The organism is Exiguobacterium sp. 17-1 (assembly GCF_023096305.1).
Classification (GTDB): domain Bacteria; phylum Bacillota; class Bacilli; order Exiguobacteriales; family Exiguobacteriaceae; genus Exiguobacterium_A; species Exiguobacterium_A sibiricum_A.
Window position 1 is genome coordinate 150762 of record NZ_JALIGJ010000001.1, and the last position, 17887, is coordinate 168648.

At 41.3% G+C, this 17887-nt stretch carries 17 protein-coding genes; 16 read left to right on the top strand and 1 reads right to left on the bottom strand.

What is annotated here, in order from left to right:
* The first annotated feature begins 37 nt into the window (after nt 1-37).
* The 6 genes from MUN34_RS00765 (at nt 38) to MUN34_RS00790 (ending at nt 6624) form a co-directional block, all read left to right on the top strand.
* Nucleotides 38-1621 (top strand): S8 family peptidase, encoded by a 1584-nt coding sequence (locus tag MUN34_RS00765; protein WP_247856603.1) that lies wholly within the window; start codon nt 38-40, stop codon nt 1619-1621.
* A 160-nt stretch (nt 1622-1781) separates the two neighbouring features.
* The gene (locus MUN34_RS00770; RefSeq protein ID WP_247856604.1) at nt 1782-3350 is read left to right on the top strand and encodes a S8 family peptidase; all 1569 of its coding nucleotides are present in this window, start codon (nt 1782-1784) and stop codon (nt 3348-3350) included.
* Nucleotides 3347-4078, top strand: a complete 732-nt coding sequence (locus MUN34_RS00775) for a hypothetical protein (protein WP_247856605.1) — start codon at nt 3347-3349, stop codon at nt 4076-4078. The genes MUN34_RS00770 and MUN34_RS00775 overlap by 4 nt, the downstream gene beginning before the upstream one ends.
* 18 nt (nt 4079-4096) lie before the next feature.
* Complete coding sequence (locus tag MUN34_RS00780; RefSeq protein WP_247856606.1) at nt 4097-4801, top strand: hypothetical protein; 705 nt, start codon at nt 4097-4099, stop codon at nt 4799-4801.
* Nucleotides 4802-4828: 27 nt separating this feature from the next.
* Complete coding sequence (locus MUN34_RS00785) at nt 4829-5518, top strand: hypothetical protein (protein WP_247856607.1); 690 nt, start codon at nt 4829-4831, stop codon at nt 5516-5518.
* Between the two features lie 176 nt (nt 5519-5694).
* On the top strand, nt 5695-6624 hold the full coding sequence (locus MUN34_RS00790; protein ID WP_247856608.1) for an LCP family glycopolymer transferase: 930 nt from the start codon (nt 5695-5697) through the stop codon (nt 6622-6624).
* A 41-nt stretch (nt 6625-6665) separates the two neighbouring features.
* Here MUN34_RS00790 and MUN34_RS00795 read toward each other — a convergent pair whose 3' ends face one another.
* A complete protein-coding gene (locus MUN34_RS00795; RefSeq protein WP_247856609.1) occupies nt 6666-7826 on the bottom strand; it encodes a hypothetical protein in 1161 nt (386 codons plus the stop codon).
* A 198-nt stretch (nt 7827-8024) separates the two neighbouring features.
* Between MUN34_RS00795 and MUN34_RS00800 the strand changes: the two genes are divergently transcribed.
* From MUN34_RS00800 to MUN34_RS00845, 10 genes are all read left to right on the top strand, one after another.
* Nucleotides 8025-8756, top strand: a complete 732-nt coding sequence (locus tag MUN34_RS00800; RefSeq protein WP_026827379.1) for a YveK family protein — start codon at nt 8025-8027, stop codon at nt 8754-8756.
* The gene (locus MUN34_RS00805) at nt 8749-9444 is read left to right on the top strand and encodes a CpsD/CapB family tyrosine-protein kinase (protein WP_026827380.1); all 696 of its coding nucleotides are present in this window, start codon (nt 8749-8751) and stop codon (nt 9442-9444) included. Before MUN34_RS00800 ends, MUN34_RS00805 begins: the two co-directional genes overlap by 8 nt.
* An 11-nt stretch (nt 9445-9455) precedes the next feature.
* Nucleotides 9456-10220 (top strand): tyrosine-protein phosphatase, encoded by a 765-nt coding sequence (locus MUN34_RS00810; RefSeq protein WP_247856610.1) that lies wholly within the window; start codon nt 9456-9458, stop codon nt 10218-10220.
* A gap of 190 nt (nt 10221-10410) precedes the next feature.
* A complete protein-coding gene (gene galU, locus MUN34_RS00815) occupies nt 10411-11304 on the top strand; it encodes a UTP--glucose-1-phosphate uridylyltransferase GalU (RefSeq protein WP_247856611.1) in 894 nt (297 codons plus the stop codon).
* A 39-nt stretch (nt 11305-11343) separates the two neighbouring features.
* Entirely contained in the window at nt 11344-13206 is a 1863-nt protein-coding gene (locus MUN34_RS00820) for a nucleoside-diphosphate sugar epimerase/dehydratase (protein WP_247856612.1), read from the top strand.
* Nucleotides 13203-13802, top strand: coding sequence for a sugar transferase (locus MUN34_RS00825; RefSeq protein WP_247856613.1), 600 nt, complete (start codon nt 13203-13205; stop codon nt 13800-13802). The genes MUN34_RS00820 and MUN34_RS00825 overlap by 4 nt, the downstream gene beginning before the upstream one ends.
* Complete coding sequence (locus MUN34_RS00830) at nt 13802-14443, top strand: acetyltransferase (RefSeq protein ID WP_247856614.1); 642 nt, start codon at nt 13802-13804, stop codon at nt 14441-14443. The genes MUN34_RS00825 and MUN34_RS00830 overlap by 1 nt, the downstream gene beginning before the upstream one ends.
* Complete coding sequence (locus MUN34_RS00835) at nt 14444-15604, top strand: DegT/DnrJ/EryC1/StrS family aminotransferase (protein WP_247856615.1); 1161 nt, start codon at nt 14444-14446, stop codon at nt 15602-15604.
* On the top strand, nt 15601-16824 hold the full coding sequence (locus tag MUN34_RS00840; RefSeq protein WP_247856616.1) for a glycosyltransferase family 4 protein: 1224 nt from the start codon (nt 15601-15603) through the stop codon (nt 16822-16824). The genes MUN34_RS00835 and MUN34_RS00840 overlap by 4 nt, the downstream gene beginning before the upstream one ends.
* Before the next feature lie 5 nt (nt 16825-16829).
* Entirely contained in the window at nt 16830-17885 is a 1056-nt protein-coding gene (locus MUN34_RS00845; protein WP_247856617.1) for a polysaccharide biosynthesis protein, read from the top strand.
* The last annotated feature ends 2 nt before the right edge of the window (nt 17886-17887 follow it).

A 17887-nucleotide genomic window follows, 5' to 3' on the forward strand; every position in this document is an offset into this window, starting at 1 on the left:
AGGTGTATAGACCTAAGACGATTGAAGGAGTGCAGAGATGAAAAAACTTATTACAGGTAGCCTGACGGTTAGCTTACTTATAGGATTTGGTTTAAACGGAGAAGCGATCGACAAACAAAAAACGATTAGTAGCCAGCAGGTGGAGCATGCAAAAGCATTACCAACGTTCCATGGCAGTTATATCGGAGCACCGATGAAAGGACGATTTGACGAAGAAGGGTTTGACGTCTGGTACATGGATGCAGCCGACTTTATCACGGACGGGACGCATCTTGAATTTGAACTCGACTGGGACGTTTACGGGACGATATTTACGAGTAAAGCAGATGCCGATGCAGGTCGCGTCTACGACCGGTACTTTCAACGTAATGACGAAACGATGTATTTCCCGCTCAGCTGGAAAGGGCGTCAGTACTTAATTCTTGAAGGGTCTCCTGGCGATACGTACTCTGTCCCGTTTAGTGTGTCGCGGTACGAACCAGTTGATTTGACGAAAGGTTCGTCTGTCACAAAGAAGGCGAGCACGGCACTGATCGTCAAAACAAAATCCGGTAAGATGCGTGCAAGTAGTGTCGGTGCCAAGTCGGTTCAGTCATTGGCACCTGAATTACGACTCGAAAAATTGACGTATCGATCGGCCGCGGAAGCGAACCAGGCGAAACAGAAACTTGAGCAATCAAGTGCGACAGCGTACGTCGAATACGATACACCGGTTCAAGCGTTTGGCGCCGATGCGTTCAAACACCACCAGTGGTCACTCCTGAACACAGGACAGAAAAAAGGTCTCAAAGGAGCGGACATCGGTTTCACGGCGATGCAAAAACGGATTGCGAAAAAGAAACAGTCGACGACGCTCGTCGCTGTCATTGATTCAGGCGTCAACCCGAGTTATGCTGATTTCGCCGGCAAGGTCCGGATGGATCTTGGATACGATTTCGTCAATCGTTCGAAGACGGCTTGGGATGATAATGGACATGGTTCGCATGTCGCAGGCATCATCGCCGCCGGTAGTGACAATACGTACGGAATGACAGGGATTAGTGCCAAAGCTTCGATCATTCCGATTAAAATCTTGGACGAAAGCGGAGCCGGTTACACGTCGGATCTCGTGAGCGGCATCAATCATGCTGTCAAAAAAGGAGCGAAGGTCATCAATCTTAGCCTTGGTGGTTATGCTTCATCTAAATCGGTCGAATCGGCACTCGCTTATGCGAAAAGCAAAAATGTCTTAGTCGTCGCTGCTTCTGGTAACGAGGCGAAAAAGGCATTGTCATACCCGGCTCGTTCAAAATATGTCCTATCGGTCGGTGCGACAGGGCGGACGGATAAACGTGCCTCGTTCTCGAACTATGGGACGGGACTTGATCTTGTGGCACCGGGTGTTTCGATTCCAAGTTATCTGGCGGACGGAGAACTCGCTTTTGCGAGCGGGACCTCGATGGCAGCCCCACATGTCGCGGCAGTCGCGAGTGTCTTGTACAGTCTGAAACCGACGATCAAAGCGACCGATGTCGAAAGTATCCTCAAAAAATCAGCGAAGGATCTTGGCAGTAAAGGGTACGATACGACATATGGATCGGGTCGTCTTAATGCCGACAAAGCAGCCAGTTACATTAAATGAAGCAAGGCGAATCCGTTCTTTCAAAGGATTCGCTTTTTTTTATGATTTATTTTAAATTTCCGGAAAAAATTCTGATGAAAAATCAAAAATCAGGTGTTTATCGTAAAAATTTCCATTATACTGGATGTATAGGACAAAAGGCATATAGAGGAGTGAAAAAATGCAAAAATGGTTAGTCGGCTTGACGGTTTTCGGTCTACTGGGAACAGCCGTACCGATTCAAACAGAAGCAGCAGGGACCGGTGCGCAAAAATTACCGGCGCTGGACGCGAAAACAAAGAAAGCCTACATTAAAGGAAAGTTTGACAGCAAAGGAAAAGCCTTGTTTTACTTTGATACAAAAACCTACCTGACGGGCGGCACTCACCTCAAGTTTGCTGCGGACGCTACGGAAGCGGTCACGGTCTATGAATCACAAACAGACTATAAACAACAACTGGTCTACGGACGGTACGATCAAGTTACGAATCAGTCGCTGATTTTCCCGCTCAGTTGGAGTGGACGTCAATACATAGAGATTGAAGGAAAGAAAAATACGGCGTTTGTCGTCCCGTTTAAACTTGAACGCCTGCAACCGCTTCGGGAGTCGATTGGTCAGTCTAGCACATCGGCGAAAGCGAGCAGTCTCGTCGTCAAATGGACGGGAACAGCTGATCAGAATCAGCAGTTGTCTGAGCAAACGGATGTCGTCAAACGGGAAACGATTGATGCAGGACTCAAGCTCGAAAAATTCACGTATCGGACGGTCATGCAGGCGCTTGCCGCAAAACGCCAACTCGAACAAATACGTGGCGTCGCTTATGTCGAACTCGATAGTCAGATGCATGGACTCGGAAATGATGTCTTCAAATCGCATCAATGGTCGTTGAATAATACCGGACAACGGGGTGGTGTCAAAGGAGCGGATATCAACTTCGACGCGATGAAAAAACGGATTAATTCGAAAAAACAATCGACGGTCCTCGTCGCGGTCATCGATACAGGGATCAACCCGACGTACGCCGATTTTGCCGGACGGGTCCGGATGGATCTTGGGTATGATTTTGTCAACCGCCGTCAGCTCGCCATCGATGATCATGGTCATGGCTCACACATTGCTGGTATCATCGCGGCGAACAGCAACAATACGTACGGCATGTCCGGCATCAATGCAAAAGCATCGATCATCCCGATTAAAGTGCTCGGGGAAGACAACTACGGTTCCAACTCGAATATCGCCAAAGGGATTCTGCATGCGGTGAAGAAGAAAGCCAAAGTCATCAATATCAGCATCGGTGGCGGATTCTCGTCCCGTGCGATTGAGGATGCTCTCGCCTATGCGAAAAAACAAGGTGTCCTTGTTGTCGTCGCAGCGGGGAATGAAGGAACGAACAAACTGTCCTATCCGGCACGGTCGCAGTATGCGCTCTCAGTCGGGTCCTCCAACCGGTTCGACAAACGATCGGCCTTCTCGAACTATGGCGAAGGACTCGATTTGATTGCACCGGGACAAGACATTCCAAGTTACCTGAGTGACGGGGTATCGGCCTTCTGGAGCGGGACGTCGATGGCAGCACCGCATGTCGCCGGTGTCGCGAGCGTCCTCTACAGCTTAAAACCGACGATCAAAGCGTCTGAAGTCGAAAGCATTCTCAAAAAATCAGCACAAGACCTTGGGAAAAAAGGATATGATACGTCGTACGGGTACGGACGGCTTGATGCTGACCGGGCTGTGAGACTCTTGAAATGAAAAAAGTAGAGATAGCGATAAGACGGTTGAAACAACTGATCACGGGGCTCATTGTCGGTGTCCTCTGTCTGACTGCGACGATAGAAGTACAGGCGATATCGAAGGAAGAAAAACAGGTGCTAGCAACCTACCGGTCATTTGCGTTTGGACTGACGTTGGTACAAGTCGCCAAAGTCATGTACGGAAAGTCCTACAAACAACACCTGACTGAGAAGAACGGGGCGACAGTCTTTAAGAAAAAGGCAATACGCGTCAAAAACGAACAAGGATATCGGACACGGACGTATGCTTTTTTCGACCGGTCGAAGACATTGCCGACGCGGATGGAACTGGAGTTTGATACGAAACGAAACAAGTCGACGTACTACCTCACCACGAAAGCACTCCAGTTTCTTGCGGATTCACCCACCGGATTACGAGAAAGTACCCGAACGATTCCTCATATCACAAGGATACACAGCGGACAAACGGAACGGCAACTGGATCGTCATGTCTCGGGTCAAGGGCTGGGACATGTGGCGATGCGGTGGAGTTGGGATTATACAGCCGTCCAGACAAAGCAGGAACGGAAAAAGTATAAGTACCTGGGGCAATCAAAAGTTTACGTGTTCGACAGTTCGAATCCGCACAAACAAATTGATCTGGTCATGCATTATGACGATCGTCATAAAAAATACAAAGTGAATTACTATTCTGTCTTAACGCTTGAAGAAGACGAGGTAAAGTAAAAAAGAGGAGCGTCATTCGTGCGAAAGAATATCTGGAAATATACCTTGATGCTGACACTCGCCACATCGATCGTATTCAGTGGAACGGCCAATGCGGCGACGACACAGGAAAAACAAGTCACGACTGCGTTTGCGAAGTATAAGACAGGAATGACGATTGCCGAGTTTGCGAAACAACGGTATGGCAAGACCTATAAAAAACATCTGACGAAAAAGAATGGGCGGACGATTTTAAAGGAAAAATCACCAAAAGAAGAGACGTCTAAGGACTTGGACTTCGTATTCTACTTCATTCCCGGTAAACAGGAAACCAACTATATGACGTTTTTGTTTGCATCCAAGCCAAAAGATAAAGTCTACCGTTTGGCATTAAGATCCCTTGAATTTAGTGGAGAGAATCCGATGGGCGTTCGGCAAAGCGATAAACAGCTGAAGCGAGGTAAACAAGTCGAGTACGATATGACGGAACAGCAGCTCGACAACGTATTGACAGGAAAAGGTCTGGGTGACTGGATGACATGGTCGACAACAGACTTCAGTCATAGCTTTTCAAAACAAGAGCTGAAAAAAATGGGTCTTGGTGAAGGAAAAACAAAAATCTATATTTTCCGGACAAATCATCCGAACAAACGGTTACAAGTCCATATGACATTCGATTCAAAGAAAAAAACCTATCGTGTCGATTGGATGGAAAATATATCGAGTACGCAAGAACTCTACTAATCCTAAAACAGAAAAGAGTGAACACACATGACAAAAATATTTGGTAAATTAACAATCGCGGCAATTATCGCAGGTTCAACACTCATCGCCGGAACAGCAGAAGCGGCAACGAAACAAGAAACAAAGGTAACGACACAATTCAAGACGTTGAAGAATGGGATGACGATTGAACAGGCAGCAAAAGTTCTTTACGGAAAAGACTATAAAAAACAATTGACGAAAAAGAACGGAATGACCGTCCTCAAGCAAAAAGCAGAAGCGACGAGTACGACGCAAGGTCAAAAGACGACGATTTACAGTGTTTATGATCGAAAGGCTCCTGTCCTTTCTGATATGACGACGCTGATGTTCATGACGAAGAAAAACAGTTCAGTTTATCGTCTGACATCGAAGTCACTTGATCTGTTCCGCGATTCTTCGACAGGAGCACGTGAAAGTAAGATGAAGCTTGCGAAGGGAGCAAAAATCAAGACGGGAATGACTGAAAAGCAGTTAGATGGAGTTTTATCAGGAAAAGGATTAGGCGAATGGACTGGACTCGATTCAATTGATATGACATCTGTTCAAACAAAACAGGAAATCGACTTAGGGCTTGCCATTAAATTAGAATCAAAAACATATGTCTTCCCGACTGCAACGAAACAGAAAAAATTTGTCATGTTGGAATATAACGCGAAAAAGAAAACATACGTCGTCTCAAGCCAAATGTCATTTTAATATCTACTAAGGAGTTTACCAACCGGTAGACTCTTTTTTCATCTTTTCCCGTTTTTGACAATTCACAGCCGATTTTCAGTATACTCGACTGTAAGATCGTTTTTATTTGACCGATAGTAACGAGAACTCATGAAGTTACATAGGAAATAAGCTTTAAGAGAAGGGAACGTGGAAAAGTGGAACGTGTCAAAAAAAGAAGGAAAGTCAAAAAGCGGTGGACGCCGTTAAAGATTATGTTATTGATTGCCTTAGTATTGGTTGTCGGAGTTGGAGGGTTCATCGGTTATACCTATTACCAAGTCGACCAGACCGTTAAAAAGATTCAGTCGCCGGTCAAGAATACGGGTGATGAAGTCGTCGAAAAACAAAAACCGGTTTCTGTTTTATTACTGGGTGTCGATCGCCGAAAAGGTGAAACAAACGGACGAAGCGACTCGATTATGATCATGACGCTTAACCCGACACAAAATGAAAGTCGTTTAATCAGTATCCCGCGCGATACGAAAGTCGACATCGTCGGTAAGGGGACAAACGATAAAATCAACCACGCCTATTCATTTGGGGGACCGGAGATGGCGATCAAAACAGTCGAGAAGTTCCTTGATATTCCAATCAACTATTATGCAGAAATCAATATGGAAGGATTCACTTCACTGGTTGATGCGGTTGGCGGCGTCACTGTCAACAACGATTTAGATTTCAAAGTTGGCGAGAAACAGTTCATCGTCGGGAAAATCAATTTGAACGGTGACGAAGCATTGAAGTATACGCGGATGCGTTATGAAGATCCGCGTGGTGACTTCGGTCGTCAAATGCGTCAACGCCAAGTCATCGAACAAGTCGTTGCCAAATTATCATCGGATGTTTCCGTCAGTAAGTTCAATGCGATCATGGATGTCGTCGGTAAAAACGCACAAACTAACGTGTCGTTCAAACCGATGCGGACACTTGCCTTTGATTACATGGATGCGTTTAAAAATCAAAAGAATTTAAAGCTTGAGGGAACAGGTGGAAAAGAAGCGGATGGCATTTATTACTGGCATCCGACCGAGGATTCACTAGCCCAAACGAAAACCGCATTACGTTATTCGCTTGGTCTGGAATAAACAAAAGGGACAATCCGAAAAGTGGATTGTCCCTTTTGCTGTTATAGGTTTTGTTCCGCCAAGCGGACACGGCTGGTACTTGTTTCTGTTTGTTCAAAGCGTTGCAGGCGATAAGAATTACTTGTCACAAGACCGGTCGTCTCTGTTTCGAGTTGAAGGGGAGCGAGTGTCGCCAGTTCAGCATTGGTGATTGCCGTTTCCGTCCAGTCGATCGCAATGACTTTATTGTTTTGGAGTGTAAAAAAATGAGTTCCGTAAAACAGGTACGAGTTGACCTCGTCGGAAAACGTCCGTTCCGGTGGACCATAAGTACTATTTAAATCTTCTGCGGTTTTGCCGATAAGGTCAATGAGCGTCTCGGTGACAAAGCTTGTATCGAGATTGTCACTGACCCATGTCAATAAGGATTCATCGGCAATTGCGTCTCCGTTTAAAGACTTCGTCGTATCAGTATTTTTGATATAACCCGTCAATTCATCCGTCAATTCAACCTTACTGATGGAATCGGTTGTTTCAAGAACCCGGTAACCATCACCAAAGTCAGCTTCAAAAAGCAGATCGGTCAAGGTGGAGTCACTATAGATATTGCTGTTTCTAGTTTTGACGTAAAGGATATTTGATTCTTCTTTGATATCCGGTGCGGGTTCTTTTGTTTTTTCTTTTGATTTTTCAACAGTGACCGGTTGTTCGATGGTTGACTTCGGTTTGCTTGAAGACGGACTCGCGATGTAGTTGGAATAGACATACGTTCCGCCGGCACCAAGAAGGAAACATAAGATCAATAGAGCAACCCAGCCCCAAGGGATTTTTCTTTTAACACGTGGTTCTGGTCGGGTTTTTATTTTTTTTCGACGGACGGCTTCTGGTTCACGGTGTGTACGCGATAAGGATGGGGCGATTTCTTCCTGATCTTCTTTCGATTCGACTGGTCCATCTTCTTCAAGGATGGGACGGGCGACGAGTGTTCCATAAAAATCAGCCAATTCATCATGATGTTTGCCGGCTAAAAAGGCTGACCATTCGTCGGCGGTTACTGTATCCTGCTTGAACGGAACAAGTGGTGTCTGACCGGTCAAACGAATCATCGTGTCCGTTAACGACTCTGTCGAAACAAGGCTTAAACGAATCCGTTCATGAAGGCGACGGATGTCTTCTTCCGAGTGCGATGTATAGTATTGAAGGGCTTGTAGAGAGCGATGCATGAAGATCTTCCTCCTATGTTGATATCCGGAAATTCATGTAAAAAGAAACATGTCATTCTTTATTATACGCAACAAATTTCAAAAAACGTATGTTATTTCCTGAAAATTAATCAACCATTTCCCAATTTTTTGTTATACTGAGTTCTAGTTGATGAAAAAAGACACCGTATTAGACAAATAAAGGAGAATAATCAAACCATGAATGAAACGATCAGCTTACAAGAATTATTTTCAATTTTGAGAAAATCGCTTTGGCGGATTCTCGCACTGACCATCGTCGCAGCCGTCATCTCATTTGCCGTCAGTACCTTTTTGATCAAACCGACGTATCAAGCCGGTACACAGATTTTGGTCACACCGAAAAAACAGGAAAACGATGTGATTGATGCTTCGCAAGTCCAATCGTCCGTCACACTTGTCAATACATACCGTGTCATCATCAAAAGTCCGGCCATTCTCGAAAAGGTTCAGGCAGAAGTGGAAAATGCTCCCACTAGTATTAACGCCTTAAATAATATGATTACCGTCGAAAGTGAACAAAATTCACAGGTTATCAACGTTTCCGTTCAAAGTACCGATGCTGCTCTTGCTTCAAACGTCGCCAACTCCGTCGCCAACGTGTTCAGTGAAGACATTACGGATTTGATGAATGTCGATAACGTCAAAGTGTTATCTGTTTCGGGCATTCCGACAGCTCCGGTCAGTCCAAATATCATTTTGAATACAGCGATTGCCGCAGTGGTTGGCTTCTTATTAGGTGTAGGACTTGCTTTCTTACGTGAAGTACTCGACCGTCGAATCCGGACAGAGGAACAAGTTCAGCAAATTCTTGACTTGCCTGTTTTAGGAAGTATCCCGGATATCGACAGCAAAGTCTTCAAGTCATCAGCGAAAGCAACAAAGAGAGAGGCGGCAAAACAATATGGCTAAGAAAAATAAGATGAATAAAGATGCCCGTAATCTGATTACGGTCACTCAACCGAAGTCGCCGATTGCCGAGCAATACCGGACAATCCGGACAAATATCGAGTTCATGGCAGTGGATAAAGAGATTCAAGTCATGCTTGTGACATCAGCCACACAAAGCGAAGGGAAGTCGACGACTTCTTCGAATCTTGCGGTCGCATATGCGCAACAAGGAAAAAAGGTCTTGATCATCGACACGGATATGCGTCGTCCGACGGTTCATTACACGTTCCGGGTCGCCAACGGTCTGGGATTATCCAGTTTACTGACACGCCAAGCCGAGCTTGAAAAAGCTATCTTACCAACAAAAGTCGAAAATTTATCGATCTTAACGGCAGGACCAATCCCGCCGAACCCGGCTGAATTGTTGTCGTCAAAAGCGATGGAAAAATTAATTCTGCAATTGCGTGACGAGTATGATGTCATCATTTTGGATGCTCCGCCGTTACTGCAAGTCGCGGACAGCCGGATCACGTCTAAATTGACAGATGGTGTCGTCCTTGTCGTCAGCTGTATGACATCGGATCGGCAACGTGTCCTCAAAGCAAAAGAACAACTCGAACTGGCGGAAGCGAAGATTCTCGGCGTCGTCTTGAACCGCCGTGAGCTGACGGATGATTCAGCGTATCAATACTATTATTCCTATGAATAAGGGGTGCCATCATGGTTGATCTTCATTGTCATCTTTTACCGCTGGTCGATGACGGTCCGGCGAGTGTCGAGCAAATGTTACAACTGGCAGAGCAGGCAGCAAGTGAAGGGATCACACGAATCATCGCGACCCCGCACTTGTTTCATCCGCAGTTCGAGACGGAAGACGTCGATGTGAAACTGAACGTCGATGAATTAAATGTCCTGTTCCATCAGCGCAATATTCCAATCACCGTCTATCCGGGGCATGAGATTCGTTTGACGGGTGATTTGATTGAAGAAGTTCAAAAGGGTATGGCATTGCCGCTTGCGGATTCACGTTATTTACTGATTGAATTTCCTTCGACCGGAATCCCGTCGTATGCGCGACAAGTGTTTGCCGAATTAATTTCTGACGGCTACGTTCCCGTCATTGCGCATCCGGAAAAAAACAAAGCTATCATCCAGAATCCGACATTGTTGTTTGATTTGATTTTAAATGGTGCAATCAGTCAAGTGACTTGTGCGAGTCTGATCGGTAAGTACGGTAAGGATGTCCAACGTTTTGCCGTTGCCTTACTTGAAAACGGTTTGGCGCATCTCGTGGCGTCAGACGCCCACCATACTGAAAAACGTCCGTTCTACTGGGAACAATGCCGAAAATATTTGGAGCATGAATTAGAAGACTGGTTGTATGAAGAAATTTATGAAAACAATGAAGCGGTTCTTCTGAACCAGCTCGTGACGATTAATCCTCCTAATCCGGTTGAAAAGAACTGGAAAGGTCAGTGGGTATAAAGGATTTAATGTGAAGAAAATGTAAAGAGAGTGAAAATCCACTCTCTTTTTTCTATGTTAACGCTTACAATATCAACAATTGGAAAACTTTATGGAATAAATCTCTTAGGGTATGTTATCTTAATTTACATAAAGAATTCCAACTTGATTATATTATGGGAATTTAAAAATAGAACTGGGAGTTGATTTCATGAAGAGAGTGAAAAAAGCAGTCATCCCCGCTGCCGGGCTTGGCACACGCTTTTTACCGGCAACCAAAGCAATGCCGAAGGAAATGTTGCCGATCGTCGATAAACCGACGATTCAATATATCATCGAAGAAGCGATTGAATCGGGGATTGAAGATATTTTAATCATTACCGGTAAAGGGAAACGGGCGATCGAGGATCATTTTGATTCCGTACCGGAACTCGAAGCGAATTTAATCGCGAAAAATAAATCGGAGTTGTTGCATCTCGTCGAAGCAACGACGAACATCAACATCCATTTCATTCGTCAATCGAAACCAAAAGGACTCGGTGACGCGATTTTACAGGCAAAAGCCTTTATCGGTAATGAACCGTTCGTCGTCATGCTCGGGGATGATATCGTCCAAGCCGATGTTCCGTGTACACGTCAATTGATCGAGCAGTATGAGATTACGAACAGTTCAATCATCGGCGTTCAACCGGTTGCGGATAAAGATACACACCGCTACGGTATCGTCGATCCAAGCACGAGCATCTCAGAGAACTTACATAAGGTAAAATCATTTGTTGAAAAACCAGCACCAGGAACAGCACCATCGAACTTAGCAATTTTAGGTCGCTATCTGTTAACGCCGGAAATCTTTAAATACTTAGAAACACAAGAAGTCGGATCAGGCGGCGAGATTCAATTGACCGATGCGATTACGCGACTCAATGAAATGCAACGGGTCTTTGCTTATGAATTTGACGGAAAACGCTATGACGTCGGGGAAAAACTTGGTTTTATTCAAACGACACTCGAGTTTGCCTTGAAACGGGATGACCTGGGAGATGACGTTGCAAAGATGATGGCAGACTTACTCGCAGAACGTGCGAAGTCCTCTTCGCTTGTCTAAGCACGTGTCCTCCATCATAAAGAGAAAGGAGACTGTCCTTTGAAATTCTACTATTATTATCGGACCCTGACGTTAGCCTGCATCGACGCTGTTGCTTTAGGAATCGCGATGGGATTTACCTATTTTTTCTTATATCCAAAAGAACTGTTTGAATTAATCGACAGTAAATTATTAGTGCAGTCAGCTGCCGTCTTTGCCTTACTGTTTGTCTCGTTAGCCTTCTTGATGAAGCTGTACCGCGTCAACTGGAAGTATGCCAGTATTCAGGAAGCATTGACCTTATCGTTGTCACTCGGGGCAAGTTCGATTGGTTTAATGATCTATCAAAAATTTGTGTTTGGACAAGTACTCGAACGGATCACGATTCTTAGTTTTTGTATTTCGTTATTGTTACTTGGAGCGATTCGTGTGGCTTTACGCTTACTCGGAATCGGACAACATTGGCGCAAATATGCATTACCTCGCCGGATGGTCAAGTCACGTAAACGTACACTTGTAATTGGAGCTGGTCGAGCTGGACGTTCGTTAGTCCGTCAATTATATGCGTCACCGTTTCATGAGTTAAAGCCTGTTGCTTTTTTGGACGATGATCCTAAAAATATGCATTTCATGATTCAAGGGATAGAAGTTGTTGGAACAACAAAAAACTTAAAATCAGTCATTGAAAAACACCAGATTGAAGCGATTGTTTTGGCAATTCCATCATTGACACAACAACGACGGATTGAACTGATCACGGAGGCGAAAACGCTTTGTAAAAACGTTCAGACGTTACCAATGATTGAGGAATTGATTACGGGTAAGGTTTCTGTCAGTGCGATTCGTGATGTTTCAATTGAGGATTTGCTTGGTCGTGAGCCGGTCGAACTCGATATTTCAGGAATTAAATCAGAGATTGAAGGACGAACAGTCCTTGTCACCGGAGCTGGTGGCTCAATCGGATCAGAAATTTGCCGACAAATCATTCAATTTAATCCAACAACAATTGTATTACTTGGTCATGGAGAAAACAGCATTTACCTGATTGAACGAGAACTACGTGGACTTCAGTTTCCGATCAATTTAGTGCCGATTATTGCGGATGTACAAGATCGAACTCGATTAGAAGAAGTGTTTGCGACACATAAACCTCAGGTGGTCTTTCACGCAGCCGCGCATAAACATGTTCCTTTAATGGAAGCAAATCCATATGAATCCGTCAAAAATAATGTATACGGAACAAAAAATGTCGCCGAAGTAGCTGACTTATTCCAAGCAGAGCGCTTTGTAATGATTTCAACGGATAAAGCCGTGAATCCAACAAATGTCATGGGATCAACAAAACGGATTGCAGAAATGGTTGTTCAAGAACTAGGACGTCGCAGTAAAACGAAATTCGCTGTCGTTCGTTTCGGGAATGTACTGGGTAGTCGTGGATCTGTAATTCCACTCTTCAAGTCACAGATTTTAGCGGGTGGACCGGTTACCGTCACTCATCCAGAGATGACACGTTTCTTCATGACAATCCCGGAAGCTAGCCGTTTAGTCATTCAGGCGGGCATCTTAGCGGATGGCGGAGAAGTGTTTGTCCTTGATATGGGGGAACCGGTCAAAATCGTGGATCTTGCAAAAAATATGATTGAACTCAGTGGTTTTACGGAAGACGAAATGCCAATCGTGTTTTCTGGAATTCGTCCAGGTGAGAAAATGTATGAAGAGTTATTGAAAGAAGGAGAAGTTGATCCAAAAGCCATTTCTCCTGGTATTTTTGTTGGGAAAACTGCAATTAATTCTGAATTATACATTAATTTAAATAAGATAGAAACATTTTGTGATAAAAATGAGTTAAAGCAATACTTAATTAATTGGGCGAATGAGAGTTATTCAAAGATAGAGAAGCAAAAGGAGTTTAATGCTTTATGAAGCGAGCAATAGATTTTATTTTAAGTTTAATATTAATCGTTTTGCTCTTCCCAGTCATAATTGTTACTGCAATTTTTATTAAAAGTTTTATTGGGAACCCGATAATTTTTAAACAAACAAGACCGGGTAAAAATGCAGAGCCATTCAATGTTTATAAATTTAGAACAATGACTAATGAGAGAGACTCCAAAGGTGAACTACTTTCGGATGTAAAGAGATTAAATTCATCAGGAAAGTTAATTCGGAAACTTAGTTTAGACGAATTACCTCAATTATTCAATGTCTTAAAAGGTGATTTAAGTCTAGTAGGACCAAGACCACTACTTATGGAGTATTTACCTTTGTACAATTCAAAACAGAAGCGAAGACATGAAGTCAAACCAGGCATTACAGGATGGGCACAAGTAAACGGAAGAAATGCAATTAGTTGGAATGAAAAATTTGAATTAGATATTTGGTATGTAGAAAATCAATCAATTTGGCTTGATTTCAAAATCTTAATCTTGACTGTAAAAAAAGTTTTTATTAGCGAAGGCATTTCGAATGGAAACCATGTAACGATTGAAAAATTTAAAGGGAATAAGGAGATTCACTAATGAAAAATTTAATACTCATTGGAGACTCGGGTCATGCAAAAGTTATCGAACATGTAGCTATTCGTGCTGGTTGGAAAGTCATAGCTAAACTTGATGATAAATACTCTGAAAAAACATTCGATGTAAAAGGGCAAATTAAAGGGCCTACTAAAATAATTTCAGATCTAATTGATGATGATACCTATATTTTAATTGCCATTGGCGCAAACCGTGTAAGAAAATTCATTTTCGAAAAACTGAATTTACCACTTGAAAATTATGCTACTGTAATTGATCCATCGGCAATCATTTCGGAAGATATAGTTGTTGGATATGGAACCTGTATTATGCCAAACAGTGTTGTGAATCCTGCTTCGAAAATTGGTAATCATGTCATATTGAATACTCGTTGTGTCGTTGAACATGATAATGTAATTGAAGATTATGTTCATATTTCACCAGGGAGTACGTTAACTGGAAATGTAAAGGTGGAAGAAGGGTGCCATATAGGTGCTGGAGCTACTCTCATTCCAAGTATTAGTGTGGGGTCTTGGACTGTAGTAGGAGCTGGAAGTACGGTGATTCGAAATGTTGAAAATGATGTAACAGTAGTAGGATCACCATCAAGAGTGTTAACTAATGTTTCGGGAGGTAGAGGGTGAATGACTGATACAAAAAGAATATTATTATCATCTCCACATATGAGCGGAAATGAAATGAAATATGTTAAAGAAGCGTTTGATACAAACTGGATTGCTCCTCTGGGGGCAAACGTAGATGGATTTGAAAAAGAGCTTGCAGAATATGTGGGAGTAAAATCGGCAGCCGCAGTATCTTCTGGAACAGCTGCACTTCATTTAGCACTCAGATTATTGGATACACAGCAAGATGATTTAATATTTTGCTCTACATTTACTTTTGTAGCGACTGCAAATCCAATCTTATATGAAAAAGCAATACCTGTATTTATCGATTCTGAACCAGATTCTTGGAATATGTGTCCCGAAGCTTTGAAAAGAGCGTTTGAGTACGCATTAAGTATTCAAAAAATGCCTAAAGCGGTAATAGTCGTTCATTTATATGGACAAAGTGCGAAAATGAATGAAATTTTAGAAATATGCAACGAATATGGTGTCCCAATAATCGAAGATTCAGCAGAATCTTTAGGCGCATCATATCAAAATAAGAAAAGTGGTACCCATGGGAAATTTGGAATTTATTCTTTTAATGGAAATAAAATAATTACTACTTCGGGTGGCGGAATGCTTGTTTCTGATGATGAAGATATGATAAAAAAAGCACGTTTTTTAGCCACTCAAGCTAGAGATGCGGCAGTTCATTATGAACATTCTGAAGTAGGATTTAACTACCGTATGAGTAATATTTCTGCAGGTATAGGAAGAGGCCAGTTAGAAGTTATTGATAATCGTGTGGAAGCAAGACGTAACGTATTTAAAAAGTATAAAGAGGAACTAGAAAACATAGACGGAATTAGTTTTATGCCAGAATTAAATAATAGTTATTCTAATCGTTGGTTAACGACGCTCATTATAGATAAAGATAAGACGGATGTTTCTCAACAAGAATTTATAAATTTTTTGGAAAAAATGAATATAGAAACACGACCTTTGTGGAAACCTATGCACTTACAGCCATTATTTAAAGGAACTAAATTCTTTGCACACTCAATAAATGAAGATTTTTCAAAAAAATTGTTTGAAACAGGAGTTTGTCTACCTTCAGGGTCAGATTTATCCGATGTAGATCAAATAAAGGTTATTGGGGCTATCAAAAGTATTTTTAATAAAGTAGTGATTAAATGAAAATTTTATTTTTATCATTATTAAATATTGAAGAGATAAATAATCCAGGCATATACACTGATTTAATCAGAGAATTTAGAAATTATGGGCACGATATGACAGTAGTAGGACCTTATGAAAGGCGAGAAAACAAAGAAACAATTTTTTTTCGTAATGAAGGTATAGACTTTTTGCAAATAAAAATAGGTGACATAACTAAAACAAATAAATTTAAAAAAGGGATTTCGATTTTGCAGTTAGAGTATTTATATTTAAAAGCTATAAAAAAGTACATTAAGAAAAATGATTTTGATTTGATTATTTACACAACTCCACCGATTACTTTTGAAAGAGTAATAAAATATTTAAAACGTAAAAATTTAAATGCAAAAACATATCTTTTACTTAAAGATATTTTTCCACAAAATGCTGTTGACTTAGGTTACTTTAGTAAATTGAATCCTATTTATCACTACTTTCGATTTAAAGAAAAACGTCTGTACAAGCAGTCAGATCGTATTGGTTGTATGACAATAAATAATTTAAATTACATTTTGAAAAATAATAATTATTTGAAACCAAATAGAATTGAAGTTTGTCCAAATACAATAACGATTCGAAAAAGAACTTTTTTCAAAGAATCAAAAAATATGGTTAGAGAAAAATACAATCTGCCCTTAGATAAAACCATATATATATATGGAGGTAACTTAGGAAAACCGCAAGGTGTTGATTTTTTGTGCAAAGTATTATTAAGAAGTATGGATCATGATAACATGTATTTTTTAATTGTAGGTTCTGGAACAGAGTACAAGAAATTACAAACTTTTATTTTGAATAATAAAATTAAAAATACTAAACTAATACCCCAAATGTCTAGATTAGATTATGAAGAGGTTGTATATTCATCGGATGTAGGAATGATTTTCTTAGATCATAAGTTTACAATTCCTAACTTTCCCTCTAGGATACTTTCGTATATGCAGGCATCGTTACCAATTTTAGCAGCGACAGACTGCATTTCAGACTTAAGTGAAATAATAGAAGGTAATAAATTAGGTCAATGGTGTAAAAGTGATGATGTAGAAACATTTTATTTAAAGTCACAAAAATTTCTTGATAAGGATTATTCTGAAAAAATAGGAATGAATTCGAATAATTTTTTAGAAAACAACTATAGTTCTCTCAACGCTGTGAATATTATTTTAGGGAAACAAAAAGAAAAAGAAAAGGTCGTGTGAATATAATGTTTGAAAACAAAATTTTATTAATCACTGGTGGGACAGGATCATTTGGTCATCAAGTATTAAATCGCTTCATTGATACAGATATTCAAGAAATTCGCATTTTTAGTCGAGATGAAAAGAAACAAGATGATATGCGTAACTTAATTCAAAATGACAAAGTCAAATATTATATTGGTGATGTAAGAGACTATAACAGTATTGCTGACGCAATGAAGGATGTAAACTATGTGTTTCATGCTGCTGCATTAAAACAAGTTCCTTCGTGTGAGTTTTATCCGATGGAAGCGATTAAAACAAATGTTCAAGGATCGGACAATGTATTCCGTGCTGCGAAGTATCATAATGTTGAACGTGTTGTTTTATTGAGTACAGATAAAGCAGTCTATCCAGTTAACGCAATGGGTATTTCAAAAGCAATGGCTGAGAAGTGTATGATTGCAGCGTCACGAAATGTTTCTGAAAACGAAACAGTTTTCTGTTCAACTCGCTATGGGAACGTTATGGCTTCACGTGGATCGGTGATTCCTTTATTCGTCAATTTAATGAAAGAAGGAAAAGACTTAACAATTACAGATCCAAGTATGACACGCTACATGATGTCACTTGAAGAATCAGTTGATTTAGTATTGTATGCATTCAACAATGCTAAACAAGGAGATATTTTTGTACAAAAAGCTCCTGCATGTACAATCTTTGAATTAGCAACTGCATTAAAAGAACTGTTCAATGCAAAAAGCGATTTCAAAATCATCGGACCACGTCATGGTGAAAAGTCGTATGAAACATTACTTACTAAAGAAGAATTTGTTAAGGCAGAAGACCACGGTGAATACTACCGTATACCAGCAGATACACGTGATTTGAATTATGAGAAATTCTTTACAGAAGGTAACGAATTAGTGCGTGACCATTTGGAGTATAACTCTGATAATACAAATCGGGTAAATGTTGAGCAAGTAAAAGAAATGCTATTAGATCTTCCTTATATTCAATATGAGTTGGCTCAATGGAAAGGCGAAAAAGTCGAATCAGATAGCATCATTGAATTGATGTAAGG

Bases quoted from the DNA above. Each gene is read 5' to 3' on its own strand.
- MUN34_RS00785 (WP_247856607.1), top strand. From the start codon at position 4,829: ATGACAAAAATATTTGGTAAATTAACAATCGCGGCAATTATCGCAGGT.
- MUN34_RS00765 (WP_247856603.1), top strand. From the start codon at position 38: ATGAAAAAACTTATTACAGGTAGCCTGACGGTTAGCTTACTTATAGGA.
- MUN34_RS00835 (WP_247856615.1), top strand. From the start codon at position 14,444: ATGACTGATACAAAAAGAATATTATTATCATCTCCACATATGAGCGGA.
- MUN34_RS00800 (WP_026827379.1), top strand. From the start codon at position 8,025: ATGAATGAAACGATCAGCTTACAAGAATTATTTTCAATTTTGAGAAAA.
- MUN34_RS00840 (WP_247856616.1), top strand. From the start codon at position 15,601: ATGAAAATTTTATTTTTATCATTATTAAATATTGAAGAGATAAATAAT.
- MUN34_RS00810 (WP_247856610.1), top strand. From the start codon at position 9,456: ATGGTTGATCTTCATTGTCATCTTTTACCGCTGGTCGATGACGGTCCG.
- MUN34_RS00845 (WP_247856617.1), top strand. From the start codon at position 16,830: ATGTTTGAAAACAAAATTTTATTAATCACTGGTGGGACAGGATCATTT.
- MUN34_RS00795 (WP_247856609.1), bottom strand. From the start codon at position 7,826: ATGCATCGCTCTCTACAAGCCCTTCAATACTATACATCGCACTCGGAA.
- MUN34_RS00825 (WP_247856613.1), top strand. From the start codon at position 13,203: ATGAAGCGAGCAATAGATTTTATTTTAAGTTTAATATTAATCGTTTTG.
- MUN34_RS00805 (WP_026827380.1), top strand. From the start codon at position 8,749: ATGGCTAAGAAAAATAAGATGAATAAAGATGCCCGTAATCTGATTACG.
- MUN34_RS00770 (WP_247856604.1), top strand. From the start codon at position 1,782: ATGCAAAAATGGTTAGTCGGCTTGACGGTTTTCGGTCTACTGGGAACA.
- MUN34_RS00775 (WP_247856605.1), top strand. From the start codon at position 3,347: ATGAAAAAAGTAGAGATAGCGATAAGACGGTTGAAACAACTGATCACG.
- MUN34_RS00830 (WP_247856614.1), top strand. From the start codon at position 13,802: ATGAAAAATTTAATACTCATTGGAGACTCGGGTCATGCAAAAGTTATC.
- galU (WP_247856611.1), top strand. From the start codon at position 10,411: ATGAAGAGAGTGAAAAAAGCAGTCATCCCCGCTGCCGGGCTTGGCACA.